This window comes from Winogradskyella sp. (genome assembly GCF_025210595.1).
Lineage (GTDB): Bacteria > Bacteroidota > Bacteroidia > Flavobacteriales > Flavobacteriaceae > Winogradskyella.
Genome location: NZ_JAOARH010000067.1, coordinates 25,045 through 38,227, shown reverse-complemented (window position 1 = coordinate 38,227; position 13,183 = coordinate 25,045). Strand labels below are relative to the sequence as shown.

The following is a 13,183-nucleotide window of genomic DNA, read 5'->3' as shown; positions in this document are numbered from 1 at the left end:
TTTTTATTTTTGTTAAAGATTAAAGAGTAAATGATATATAAAAATTATCCAATGGTGTCTAGAGTTGTTTTTGGACGCGGAAGTTTCAATCAGTTAGATGAAATTTTAGCGCCAAAACGAAAAGGACGTAATGCACCATTTATATTTTATGTTGATGATGTCTTTAAAGGCAATCATTGGTTAACTTCAAGAATTAGTTTGTCTTATAAGGATAAGATCATTTACATTTCTACCAAAGAAGAGCCAAAAACGTCTCAGATAGACCAATTAGTAGAAGATATTATTCTTGAACATAGTGAGTTACCTTCTGGTATTATAGGTATAGGTGGAGGTATAGTTATGGATATTGCTAAAGCAGTATCGCTAATGCTTACTAATAAAGGAGAATCTAAAGATTATCAAGGTTGGGATTTAATTAAAAATCCTGCGATTTATCATGTAGGCATACCAACCATTTCTGGTACTGGCGCAGAAGTATCCAGAACTACAATTTTAACAGGACCAGAAAGAAAATTAGGCATTAATAGCGATTATACACCTTTTGATCAGGTAATTTTAGACCCAGAATTGACAAGAAACGTACCAAAAGATCAATGGTTTTATACTGGCATGGACTGTTTTGTACATTGCGTAGAGTCTCTTAATGGTACATTCTTAAATGCATTTAGTCAGAGCTATGGAGAAAAAGCTTTTGAGTTATGTAAGGAAATATTTTTAGATGACACACTAAGTAAAAAAGAAGCACAAGATAAGTTAATGATGGCATCTTGGCATGGAGGTATGAGTATTGCTTATTCTCAAGTAGGTGTAGCTCATGCTATGAGTTACGGACTTAGCTATCTTCTAGGTGTAAAGCATGGCATAGGAAATTGTATTGTATTTGATCATTTAGAAGAATTTTATCCTGAAGGAGTAGCAATGTTTAAACAAATGAAAGAAAAGCATGGCATAACTTTACCAAAAGATGTTTGTGCAGGTTTAGATGACGCGCAATTTGATGCTATGATAGATGTAGCCCTAAGTTTAGAACCTTTATGGGAAAACGCTATCGGAAAGAATTGGAAATCTGTAATAACTAGACAGAAGTTATTAGAGCTCTACAAAAAAATGTAAGATGCGTTGGCTGGCTAAACTTATTTACTTTAAAATTTTGGGTTGGAAAATAGTTGGTAACACTAATTTTTCAATAGATACTGTTAAGAAAGCTGTAATTATTGCTGTACCTCATACTAGTTGGCACGACTTTTATATTGGTGTATTACTAAGAAAAATTGTTGGTGTTAAAACTAATTTTATAGCAAAAAAAGAGTTGTTTCGTTGGCCTTTTGGTTATTATTTCAGAGCCATTGGAGGTAAAGCATTAGACAGAACATCTGGGCAAAATAAAGTTGAAGCCATAGCTAAACTTTTTGATGATGAAAAAGAATTTAGATTAACATTAGCACCAGAAGGAACTAGAAAAAAAGTAGATAAATGGAAAACAGGATTCTACTACATAGCAAAAGCAGCTAATGTACCAATCATTATGTTTACCTTAGATTTTAAAAATAAGCAAAATAAAATATCACTACCTTTTTATCCAACTGACAATATAAATGCAGATTTTAAATTTATGAAAGATTTTTATGATGGAGTAGAAGGTAAGATAAAAGCTTATAGCTAATTAAATCACAGTAGTTTGGCATAAGATTTGTTTCTAACATTATGCAATGAAACATAAAGTAAACTTATAAAGTCCCTAAAAAGAAACATTGCCTCAAAAAGCTATCAATTTTATACTGATAGCTTTTTTTCTGCAATATATTTATTAAGCAATGTATTGGTTTGTATTAGTAGCTTATTTTTAAAAAATCGTGTACCTCCTAATAATAATCCTTTAAAACCTAGAGCTTGTTTAGCCCATTGATGCAAATTAAAATTGTCTGTATGCTTAATAATTAAACCATCTTTAAATTCAAATTTGGCATCTATTTTATTGTGTACTTTTCTTCCTGTTTTGCTAAACTTATAATATGCTTCCCAATGCGCAGAATTATCATTAATATTAGACGCTTCAACCCTAAAGTTTTTACCTCTTTGAGAATTGCATAACATCTGCCACATGGCTTTAGCGCGTTCGCCTTTTAATATACCAAACGCAGGATCTTCAAAAACAATATCATTATGATAAAAAGAACACATCGTATCTGCGTCTAAGTTATTGAAGGCTTCGTAAAAACGAGTTATAGTATTTTTCATTATAGCTTATTAAAATATCAAAATATATTAGTATTAAAGTTAAATAAAACTAGCGAGATTTTACCTTATCAATAATGCGTCGAATTACAGAATAAACAAAAGCATTTGTCTTAGCATAATAAAACGATATAAAACATACCGAATTAAGAAACACAATAGCACCAATTATAGCTTGCCAAGGTAATAGTGTTTTACCAATAAGTTGATGAAGTCCAATACCTGTAAAGCTACCGTAAATTATAACGAAATGAATAACATATATGGACAATGTCTTTTGTCCGATTTTAAGAAACAATGGTTGCTTTATATAGCGTTCTAAGGAATAAAATAAAGCGAAAAGCAGTAATACATTACCCAATCTAGTAAACAGATAATTATAATAAGCAACATCTTTAAATAGTACAATGTCAGTAATAAAATGCAATCGCATTAACAACCAACTAGACTTAAATATTAAAAAACAACCAACAGTTATAAACCCAATAATAATAGAAGGCTTAAACTTAGGCTGCTCTACAAATCTGTAAAATAATGTGGCAATAAAAGCTCCAAAAGCTACATAACCAAACCAAGGCAAAATGGTAAAAACAGAGCCGTAATCTTTTGTTAGCCAATTAGCGAAAACTTTAGGAATATTAGGCAAATCTATATATCGGTAGAGTGGTTCAGTTAAAAAAGTTACAACGCCTAGTACAAACATTAACATTGAAAATACCAAGTTTTTTTTGAATGTTAATCTATAGATGCCAACCACAAGAATTAAAGATAAACCAATACACTGTAGTACATCAATAATTAAAAAATAAGAACTGAATTTTCCAAAAAGCCATTCAAAAATTGGCACACGAAGCAAATACCCAATACCAATAAGCATAAGACCTCTCATTACCCCTTTTCGCATTCTTTTTTTTACTTGGCCTTTTTGCTTAGCTTTTATTAATAAATAAGAAAAAATTAAGCCAGAAATTGTAAAAAAAGTTGGAGCTGTAATACCTCTAAAATACTGCCAGCATTTAAAAAACATATTAGACTCATCTCTATAAGACACATCTAATAAGGTATCTATAAAGTGCCCTTGTAGCATCATTAAAATAGCAAAGGCTCTTACAGCATCTATAAAATAAAGGCGTGTTTTATTCAATTATTGATTGGTTGAACAACAAATATAGGGTTTAGAGGTAGTATTTTATTGCTTTTTTAACAAAATACAATTTATAACAGATTATTAGAAGAAGTTCTTCATAATGAGTTATAATTATTATTGTATGAAGTTATTTTTTCCACAAAAATTCTAATATAGATATTTTGAAATCTATCCTGTTCTTATTTATGATTAATAATAATATTAGTTCGACAGTTGAAACTTTAGTCCACAATAATGTTATTGAAGAGAATCCGTGAGTCGAATTAACTATTAATTCGATTATATACAAAGCAATTACTATCAAAGTTATTTTTGATAATAATGTTCTTGTAACTTTAAAGCTTTTATATCTAAATAGATAACCAATAATAAGAATTAATTTCATTATTGAAACTAAAAATATTGGTGTATAAGGAACGATGTTACATCTTCTAACAGTAGTTGTTATAAGTCCAATTAATATCCATGAAAAATAATAGATTAATTCATGTTCTTTTACATTTGTATGATTCCTTTCAAATAAATCAAATGCGAGGAGAATAAAAACTATAAAACCAGAAAGTAAATCATAATAATCAGATATTTTTAGTAGAAAAATAACTGAAAAAAGTAAAACCAAAACTATTCTGATTTTAATGTTTTGTTTCATTTAAAATTATTAAAACGTAAGTTACAAAATAAAAAGTACAAATAGGATAAAGCTAAATTATATACTCTCATCGCTACTTATTTAGCAATAAAATAATCTACGTTGGTAATCTCACTATTTTTTAAATTCCAAAACGTGGCTTGAATTTTTTTATCATTAAAAGAATCTGTAACATAGTCACAATCATAATTCATATCAAAAATTTTTTTCCAGCTTTGTTCTGTAATCTGCTTTATTTTTAAAATCTTATTGTCTTTTTTTATGATTCCTGCTTTAGATACTTTAAGTAGCTCTTTAAACTCAGATTCTTGTTTTTCATCATCAGCTATGTACCAATTATTAAGTGGAAAATGCCATAAATTAAAATCGGAAAGTAAAACTTGATTTTTTGGTTTTTGAAACTCAATACGTACACCTTTTGTTCCTCTTGTTAGAAAACCGTTATTTCTTAAATCGGGTTTTCTAGACTTTATGTTTTTATATTGATACCAAGCCCAAATAGGATAAACCTTTCTATGAGGTCTTTTTCCTAGTCTGTTTTCCATTTCATTAATCATCCATTTATATGCATTTTTATAATCGGGTTCAGCATATGTTTCTGTTGTGTGTATTTCACCTTCAGCAATGAGTTTGTTGTAAAATTCTAAAGGTTGAATTGTCCAGAGTTTCATTTAAAGTATCGTAATTTTTGCACTATATGTAGCTTAAACCAGTTATAAGCAAGAATAACATTATAAGGCTAATTTAGGCTACATATTATTGACTAAGTTATTGTGTAAACTTATGAATTGCAATATCTGCGTTGTTTTGAAATATTTGATTGTCTAAATCTTTCCAAATACTACTTTGGTTTATTACAGGTCCTGTTAATACATTTTCTTTACTTGCATAAAAAACACCACTTATATATTTAGGATTATTAATGCCATCAACAAAACGTTTTGCACCTTTTTCTACTGAATGAGACATTTTCATTAGTGGCATAATTAATTTCATTCCAATATGCTTTAAAAATAATCTTTTTAGAAAAGGTAAATCATTCATTCCATTTGTGCCTCTTGTACCACCAGGACTCATACTTATGAATTTGATGTTAGGGTATTTTCTAGCCATGTTACTCATCCAAAGTGTGCCTCCATATTTAATCCACCCATAAATTTGATAAGCATCAAAGTTTCCTTTGAATTTGCTGCCATCAAAAACTGAAACAAATTCCTCTATAGAGTTATCTTTTAAGTCTGGACGTTTCATACCTACTTTTTGCACTCCTCTTGCTGCTTCAGAACTAGCAAATAAAGCTACTTTGTTTAATTTACTTTGTGCTATTAGTTCATCTACAAGTACTACGTGTCCTAATAAATTACTCGCTGTTAATATTGTAACACCATCTTTAGTTAATTTTTCTGGCGTTTTACCACCTGTCCCACCAGCATTCATTATTAGAGCGTCAATAGGCTCTTGCAATTGCAAAACAGCTTGTTTAACTGTTTCTGTTTTGGATACATCAAGAATTACAATTTTAAAAATATCTCTTCCTGTAGTTTGGATAAGTTCTTTTTTTGCAGTTTCTGCTTTTTCAAGATTTCTACATGCTAAATAGATAATTTCTGTTTCTTTTATTAACGCTAACTGTCTTGCGGTTTCTTTACCTATTCCTGCATTGGCTCCTGTAATTAATATTGATTTGTTCATCTTGATAAAATTTAAAAAGTTTGTTTTTTGCTGTTTGATATAAATAGGATAAGTCCGGTTATACCTAAAATGAGTTCCAATCCTGTCGCTTTAATCATTCCATCTGAAGGTGCACCATCTAAAATAATGCTTAATGATCTACCTATTCCTAATGACAGAAAAAGAAGAAATGATAATATTGAAGCCGATTTTCTTAATGAGCTTTTAAAGCTTCCTAAAAATAAAAGTAGTGCTGTAGCTAACAAAAGCATTCCAAATGAACGAACATCATTTAAAGCACTTGAATTTCCTGCGATTTCTATTCCTTCATTAGCCTTAATATTTACAGGATTGAACGTAGTTAAAGTGCCAATGACTGTTAAAATTAGCCCAGAAATAAATAAGTAGATTTTTAAAATTTTTGAAGTATTCATAACCTTGTATTTTTTGTTGGTACAAAGGTGATGACACTTAATTCAGTTTTAAATGCAGTTTAGGCCAAAGACTACTCAGTTTGGGTCAAACGATATTCGGAAGGTGATTTGCCATAATAAGTAACAAAATTTCTATTGAAAGTAGATACGGAATCAAAGCCAACATCATAAGCAATATCTGATATACGATTTGAGTTTGATTTTAAAAGCACTGCAGCTTGTTTTAATTTCTTTTGAGTAAGATACTTTTTTGGGCTTTCGTTGAAAATTTCTTTAAATTTTCTTTTAAATGAAGATTCGCTTAAATGTGTTAACAATGCAAGCTCTTTAATGGAAAGATTTGCATATAGGTTTTGTTTAATTACTTTTTTAAATTCAGTTTCATTAGGCTTAAATAGAGCTGCTAAAAAATCTAATTGTGAAGGTGCATTTTGTGATTTTGCAAGCAATTGAACAAACTCTTTCAGTTTAGTTTCTATCATATTATTATCAACCAATTCCGGGTTTTCTAACAATATGTCAATACTTTGTCTAAAATTATTTAGCATTAAATCTACTTGTACTTGTTTTACATTGTAATCATTTTTGTGATTTGAGGTTGTAATATCTAAATCAAATAAATCTTTGATTAAAGAAGGATAAAGAAATACTCCTACAGACTCAACTCCTTCTCTCGATATTTTTTGGTTGTTAGTTGGTTCAAAAAAGTAGTTTAGACATTTAGCAATCATTGCAGTATTTTGATTAAGTGTAAGATAATCTTCTGGAGTTCTTACACCAACTTCACCTTTATTAACAAACATAAAACAAGCTTCATCTTCGACATAACTTTTTAGCGTTCTGTTAAAAAATGGCATAGATAGTTTAATGAAAACTATTTTTTCTTTATAGGTTATGACTTTTTCTTGAAAACTCATTCAAATTATAATCAAAGATATTACTACGTGAAGTAAAGCAGAAGGTTTATTATTGCTGTTATAAATGCAAGTTACATAAATTTTATTAAGCAATATGAGTGTTTTAAATTGTGATTGTTCATTCATTTTTTTCATACAGTTTTACTCCCATATGATTTCTTCTGTTGTGCTTGATAAAACTTCTCCGTTTGATTTTTCTATTTCTATTGTGATTTTATGGCTTTCATTATTATTTGGTCTCATTGATAAGTACATATTGCTAAGATTTACATTAGAGGCTTCAAAATCAATAATTTTACCAATAACATAATCACCATTTGAGTTTGTTCCATTAACTGAAATTATTTCATTTAATTCAGAATTTGCAGGAAAATCAGTATTAAAGTCAGAGTCACTAGTTATTGTAATTCTATTTAATGGATATTTTTCACCTCCATAACCTTTATCACAATCAACGGTTGCATATAATTTGTTTCCAAAATTAAAATTGAATTTTACACCTGATAAATACTCTATATTAATATAACTAGCACCAAATGAAAGACTATCATTTTCCATTACGTATGGGTTTTGGACTACAGTTTTAATACCTTCATAATCAAAAAACTCATAATCTTTGCAATGTTCAAAGCAGTTTATTAAACAGGTGAGATTTAAGCAGAAAAATAGAGCCAAAATCTTTTTTTTCATAGTATTACTTTTTTTTATGATGAGTTAACGGTGCAATGGTTGCGTTAAATGTTTATGTTTTGATAAAAAAAAGAGGGCAGAAGCCCTCTATAAATATTCAATATTTATATAAAAATTATTCTGTAACTTCTTCCATAGTATGATAAACGTTTTGTACATCATCATCTTCTTCTAACTTTTCAATAAGCTTTTCTACATCTTCCATTTGCTCTGCTGAAAGCTTTTTTGTCACTTGTGGAATACGCTCAAAGCCAGAAGAAATAATTTCAATATTATTTTCTTCTAAATAGGATTGAATGTTACCAAAACTTTCAAAAGGTGCATAAATCATAATGCTTGTTTGTTCGTTTCCATCAGCATCTTCGTCAGTATCTTCAAAAATTTCTTCAACACCAAAGTCAATCAACTCTAATTCTAGTTCTTCTAAATCTAATCCTTCTCCTTTTATCTTAAAATTACAAGTATGATCAAACATAAAAACCACTGAGCCTTGTGTACCTAAGCTACCATCACATTTATTGAAATAGCTTCTAACATTTGCAACGGTACGTGTGTTGTTATCTGTAGCAGTTTCTATAAGAACAGCAATACCATGCTGTGCATAACCTTCAAAAAGAACTTCTTTATAGTCGCCTTGGCTTTTATCGCTAGCACGTTTTATGGCACGTTCTATGTTGTCTTTAGGCATGTTTACCGACTTGGCATTCTGAATAACTGCTCTTAAGCGCGAGTTACTGTCTGGATCTGGTCCGCCTTCCTTTACAGCCATTACAATGTCTTTACCAATACGAGTAAAGGCTTTACTCATGGCAGACCAACGTTTCATTTTTCTTGCTTTTCTAAATTCAAAAGCTCTTCCCATTAAAATTGTATTTTTATTTCCGTATAAGTGGAAATCTCATTAAACTATTTAGCATCTGTTTTGTCAGATGATTTCAAATATAATTCTTTTGATAATTTATACAAATTAATTCATTCCTCTTCTACAATAGACTCTATAGCTTCTGCTAAATCAAAGTCTTTTTGGGTAACTCCACCAGCATCATGTGTTGATAGAGATATTTTTAAAACATTAAATACATTGCTCCAATTTGGGTGATGATTTTGTGCTTCGCACTCAAAAGCTATTCTACTCATAGCACTAAAACAATCTTTAAAATTTTCGAACTCAAGTTCTACATGAATGGCATTATCATAATAATCCCATTCCGGAAAATGAAGTAGTTTTTTTTCGATTATAGTATCGTCTAATTTCATGGTATTGAATTTATTTACTGAAAATTACAAAATAGTAATGGGCTATAAAAGAATTAATTCACTCTAAGTGTTTAATACAAGAATTGGCTAAAAATTATTTAGCAGGAGTTTTTAATTTTGAAGCGCTTCTAAAACTACATCACTAGTAATTTGAAGGTGTTTTGGTAGCTTATTAAACTTTGGCAAAACTGCCAAATAACGATCGTCATTAGTAGTAAACACGTGTTTTAATAGTGCTTTTTTAGAGCTTATAATTTCTAAAATATGTTTTACAAATTCATCATGATGTACTAAATCTGTACTACCCAAATGAAAAACTCCGTATTTATTTCTATTAATGATATAATGAATTTGTTGTGTTACCTTTTTATCTAATGTAACATTCATTATTAGGTTAGGAAAAATTTCAACCGATTCATTTTCAGAAATTAGAGTTTTCATTTCTTGAATTCTTGGGCAATTATTACCAAAAACCATTGGTAATCTCAAAATAGCTACGTGCTTTTTTGGCAAGCGTAATAGCATGTTTTCTATCTTAATTTTAAAATGCCCATAAACACTAAGACTTAAAGTTTTATCTAACTCGTAACTTGGATATTTACTATAAGCATCAAAAACATTTGCTGAGGATAAAAAAATGATTTTACAATTAAACTCTAATGCATATTCTGCTATATGATGATGCGCAATTACCTGTGCATTAAAATCGCCTCGTAATGCAGAAATAATGATAGAGGGTTTTGTAGCCTCAAGAATTTCATAAACATCATCTTCTTCTACATTGTATTGAAAGAATTGTTTATTGTTTTCAAACTCTTTCTTTGGTACTCTGTAGGTGCCAAAGGTTTTAAAATAAGGCGCTAATTCTTTATAAATAGCATTGCCTATATAACCACTAGCACCAAGTATTAGGATTCTGTGTTTAATTAAACTCTTCTTCATTAATCCATCAACACTTTTTAAAAGGGGTTAACCTTTATAAAATGGTAGCTTAATAACAGTAGCCGGAATCGCTTTTTTTCTCACCTGAATATTAATTTTGCTATCTACTTTAGAGAATACTTTTGGTACATATCCTAAACCAATACCAATGCCTAAACTTGGGCTCATGGTACCAGATGTAACATTACCAATTGTGTTTCCGTTATTATCTACAATATCGTATCCTTGACGTGGAATTCCTCTTTCGTCTAACTTAAAGGCAACTAATTTGCGTTCTGGTGTACGCTCTTTCTCGGCTTTTAAAGCTTCGCTATTAGTAAATTCTTTATTGAATTTACAAATCCAACTTAGTCCAGCTTCAATAGGAGAGGTCGTATCATCAATATCATTACCATATAAACAATAACCCATTTCTAAACGAAGTGTATCTCTTGCTGCCAATCCTATAGGTTTAATACCAAAATCTGCACCAGCTTCTAAAACTTTATCCCAGATTTGTTTTACTTCAGAATTCTTACAGTAAATTTCAAAACCACCACTACCAGTGTAACCAGTTGCAGAAATAATAACATGCTCTATACCTGCAAAATCACCAACAACAAAGTTGTAAAATTTTATAGCAGACAAATCGTGACTAGACAACGATTGCATTGCTTCTACAGCTTTTGGACCTTGTATAGCTAATAATGAATATTCTTCACTTAAATCGCGCATATCTGCACCAACACTATTCTTAGAGGTTATCCAGTTCCAGTCTTTTTCTATATTACTTGCATTTACAACTAGTAAATATGTTTCTTCTTTTACTTTATAAATAATAAGATCGTCTACAATACCACCATCATCATTTGGTAAACAACTGTATTGTGCTTTACCAATTTCTAGTTTAGACGCATCATTACTTGATATTTTTTGGATAAGCGCTAAAGCATTTGGGCCTTCAATTAAAAATTCTCCCATATGAGACACATCAAAAACACCTACGGCTTTTCTTACGGTTTCGTGTTCTATAGTTACGCCTTCGTATTGTACTGGCATATTATATCCAGCAAATGGTACCATTTTGGCATTTAAGGCTATATGTGTTTCTGTTAAGGCTGTGTTTTTCATTGAAAATTTATTTTCATTTCCGTGTAAGCGGAAATCTCATTAAAATTAATTTTTGGTTGCGCTAATTTAAATAAATTTTGTGGCATAAATACATAAAAAAGCCACTTGTAATAAAGTGGCTTTTGTTTATTATCTTTTTCAATTTTAGAATAGATATCTAATGCCTAATGCTATATCAAAATCGACATCATCTCTAAAATCACCAAACCCTAATTCTGGTCTAAAATCTAATGATAATAGTAAAGGAATATCAAAACGATATTCTATACCAATATCACCAGCTACAAAGAAAAAAGTTTCATCATCTTCATCAAAATCATATGATCCAAAACCACCACCAGCTCCAGCATACCAATTAAAGTTTCCTTCAAGTTCCCAAACCCATTGGTATAATCCTGTTAGCTTAAAGCCATCATAATCTTTACCACTTCGCCAACCTAAATTTGCTTCAAGTCTATTATTATCTTTAAGGGCACGTTGGTAAGATATTTCGGCACCAAAACCATCACTATCTCCTAGTCTTAATCCAATGGCATTATCAGCAATTTCTTGAGCATTCATAAATGCAAATCCTGCAAAAACTGTAAAAGTTGCTAAAATTAATTTTTTCATAATTATTTCGTTTTTTATTGATTTCATTTAATCAGACAAAAATAACGCCAAAAATGTAATTATATTTGATTTTATAACTGAAACCTATACTGACACACGTATTTTTATATAATGAAAACACTCATAGATTCATTCTCAGAGATTTTAAGACCCGATCAAATATTAGTAGAAGATTCTCTCCAATCTCGTTATCATCATATTTGGCACATGGATAAAGCATTAATAGCAAAAGCTCTGCTAATACCAGAGTCTACTGCAGAAGTGGCAGCCATTATGAAGATTTGTAATGCAAACAGTCAGCCAGTTATTGTTTTTGGTGGATTAACAAACTTGGTTGGTAGTACTGAAACTTCAGGAGATGAAGTGGTTATTTCTATGGAACGTATGAATAAAATTGAAGAACCAGATTTGCAAAGTAGAACTATTACTGCTGAAGCTGGTGCAATTTTAGAAAATGTGCAACAAGCAGTTTTAGATAAAGGGCTACTTTTTCCACTTAATTATGGAGCAAAAGGTTCTGCTCAAATTGGTGGTGCAATTTCTACTAATGCTGGTGGTTTACAAGTACTCCGCTACGGGATGACTAGATATTTAGTCCTTGGCTTAGAAACAGTTCTTGCTGATGGTACAGTGTTATCATCGCTAAAAAAAATAATAAAAGACAACTCTGCTTACGATCTTAAACAATTGTTCATCGGCTCTGAAGGCACATTGGGAATAGTTACAAAAGCCGTTTTAAAACTAGTAGAGTTGCCAAAAAGTAGAGTTAGTGCATTTGTAGGCATTAATGAATTTGATAAAGTTGTAGCATTTATGCGCTACATGGATCAAGGTTTAGCTGGCACTTTAAGTAGCTATGAGTTAATTTGGAAAGATTCTTACATAACTCTAACAAATGACCCATCGGTTGATAGATCACCTTTACCAGATACATATAATTACTATGTATTGTTAGAAGGTCTTGGGAGCAATCAACAGCAAGATGAGGAGCGACTAGAACAGCTTCTAGAAAAAGCCTTAAATGATAGTTTAATATTAGATGCAGCACCTGCTTATTCAAAAACAGATTTGAATAGATTTTGGCATATTCGTGAGAATGTAGATGCTCTAGTTGCTGTTTGTAAATTCGATCAGCATTTTGATATTAGTTTACCTATTAATGCTATAGGAATAACTATAGCAGATATTTCTAAAAATATTAGTAAAATTGAGGGTGTAACACATATTTTTCCTTTTGGTCATATAGGAGATGGAAATATTCATTTTATTATTGGAAAAGAAAATGAGTCAGATGAATTAAGACTGAAAATAAACGAAGCAGTTTATAAGCCGTTAAAAGCTTTAGGAGGATCTGTTTCAGCAGAACATGGCATAGGTTTGCATAAAAAAGATTATTTAAAACTTTGCCGAACCACAGAAGAAATTGAATTAATGAAACAACTTAAAATGGCTTTAGATCCAAAGAACTTACTGAATAGAGGTAAGGTGTTGGACATGTAAATATGTAGTTGAAAAATCT

16 protein-coding genes are annotated in these 13,183 nt (G+C 30.3%); 3 read left to right on the top strand and 13 right to left on the bottom strand.

The window, feature by feature from the left end:
- Positions 1-30: 30 nt before the first annotated feature.
- Both N4A42_RS07325 and N4A42_RS07320 read left to right on the top strand, forming a co-directional pair.
- On the top strand, positions 31-1,113 hold the full coding sequence (locus N4A42_RS07325; protein WP_294072061.1) for an iron-containing alcohol dehydrogenase family protein: 1,083 nt from the start codon (positions 31-33) through the stop codon (positions 1,111-1,113).
- 1 nt (position 1,114) lies between these two features.
- Complete coding sequence (locus tag N4A42_RS07320; protein ID WP_294072057.1) at positions 1,115-1,663, top strand: 1-acyl-sn-glycerol-3-phosphate acyltransferase; 549 nt, start codon at positions 1,115-1,117, stop codon at positions 1,661-1,663.
- A 110-nt stretch (positions 1,664-1,773) separates the two neighbouring features.
- Here N4A42_RS07320 and N4A42_RS07315 read toward each other — a convergent pair whose 3' ends face one another.
- From N4A42_RS07315 to N4A42_RS07255, 13 genes are all read right to left on the bottom strand, one after another.
- On the bottom strand, positions 1,774-2,238 hold the full coding sequence (locus N4A42_RS07315) for a nuclear transport factor 2 family protein (RefSeq protein ID WP_294072052.1): 465 nt from the start codon (positions 2,236-2,238) through the stop codon (positions 1,774-1,776).
- 49 nt (positions 2,239-2,287) lie between these two features.
- A complete protein-coding gene (locus N4A42_RS07310; protein WP_294072049.1) occupies positions 2,288-3,379 on the bottom strand; it encodes a heparan-alpha-glucosaminide N-acetyltransferase domain-containing protein in 1,092 nt (363 codons plus the stop codon).
- Between the two features lie 130 nt (positions 3,380-3,509).
- The gene (locus N4A42_RS07305) at positions 3,510-4,031 is read right to left on the bottom strand and encodes a hypothetical protein (protein WP_294072046.1); all 522 of its coding nucleotides are present in this window, start codon (positions 4,029-4,031) and stop codon (positions 3,510-3,512) included.
- 77 nt (positions 4,032-4,108) lie between these two features.
- On the bottom strand, positions 4,109-4,702 hold the full coding sequence (locus N4A42_RS07300; protein ID WP_294072044.1) for a DUF3841 domain-containing protein: 594 nt from the start codon (positions 4,700-4,702) through the stop codon (positions 4,109-4,111).
- A gap of 97 nt (positions 4,703-4,799) precedes the next feature.
- Positions 4,800-5,723: an SDR family NAD(P)-dependent oxidoreductase gene (locus N4A42_RS07295; RefSeq protein WP_294072041.1), complete on the bottom strand. Its 924-nt coding sequence runs from the start codon at positions 5,721-5,723 to the stop codon at positions 4,800-4,802.
- An 11-nt stretch (positions 5,724-5,734) separates the two neighbouring features.
- Positions 5,735-6,136 carry a DUF4345 domain-containing protein gene (locus N4A42_RS14555; RefSeq protein ID WP_367172498.1) on the bottom strand — a complete coding sequence of 134 codons (402 nt, stop codon included), beginning with the start codon at positions 6,134-6,136 and terminating at the stop codon, positions 5,735-5,737.
- Positions 6,137-6,207: 71 nt separating this feature from the next.
- Entirely contained in the window at positions 6,208-7,053 is an 846-nt protein-coding gene (locus tag N4A42_RS07285) for a helix-turn-helix domain-containing protein (protein WP_294072027.1), read from the bottom strand.
- Positions 7,054-7,194: 141 nt separating this feature from the next.
- On the bottom strand, positions 7,195-7,743 hold the full coding sequence (locus N4A42_RS07280) for a hypothetical protein (RefSeq protein WP_294072024.1): 549 nt from the start codon (positions 7,741-7,743) through the stop codon (positions 7,195-7,197).
- Positions 7,744-7,858: 115 nt separating this feature from the next.
- Positions 7,859-8,605 carry a YebC/PmpR family DNA-binding transcriptional regulator gene (locus tag N4A42_RS07275; RefSeq protein ID WP_294072021.1) on the bottom strand — a complete coding sequence of 249 codons (747 nt, stop codon included), beginning with the start codon at positions 8,603-8,605 and terminating at the stop codon, positions 7,859-7,861.
- 110 nt (positions 8,606-8,715) lie between these two features.
- Positions 8,716-9,000, bottom strand: a complete 285-nt coding sequence (locus N4A42_RS07270) for a 4a-hydroxytetrahydrobiopterin dehydratase (protein ID WP_294072013.1) — start codon at positions 8,998-9,000, stop codon at positions 8,716-8,718.
- A 111-nt stretch (positions 9,001-9,111) separates the two neighbouring features.
- Positions 9,112-9,942, bottom strand: a complete 831-nt coding sequence (locus N4A42_RS07265; RefSeq protein WP_294072008.1) for a sugar nucleotide-binding protein — start codon at positions 9,940-9,942, stop codon at positions 9,112-9,114.
- Positions 9,943-9,969: 27 nt separating this feature from the next.
- Positions 9,970-11,052 (bottom strand): glycine cleavage system aminomethyltransferase GcvT, encoded by a 1,083-nt coding sequence (gene gcvT, locus N4A42_RS07260; RefSeq protein WP_294072005.1) that lies wholly within the window; start codon positions 11,050-11,052, stop codon positions 9,970-9,972.
- Between the two features lie 144 nt (positions 11,053-11,196).
- Positions 11,197-11,664, bottom strand: a complete 468-nt coding sequence (locus N4A42_RS07255) for a hypothetical protein (RefSeq protein WP_294072002.1) — start codon at positions 11,662-11,664, stop codon at positions 11,197-11,199.
- A gap of 111 nt (positions 11,665-11,775) precedes the next feature.
- Here N4A42_RS07255 and N4A42_RS07250 point away from each other — a divergent pair, with 111 nt between their 5' ends.
- Positions 11,776-13,164, top strand: a complete 1,389-nt coding sequence (locus tag N4A42_RS07250; RefSeq protein WP_294071999.1) for an FAD-binding oxidoreductase — start codon at positions 11,776-11,778, stop codon at positions 13,162-13,164.
- The last annotated feature ends 19 nt before the right edge of the window (positions 13,165-13,183 follow it).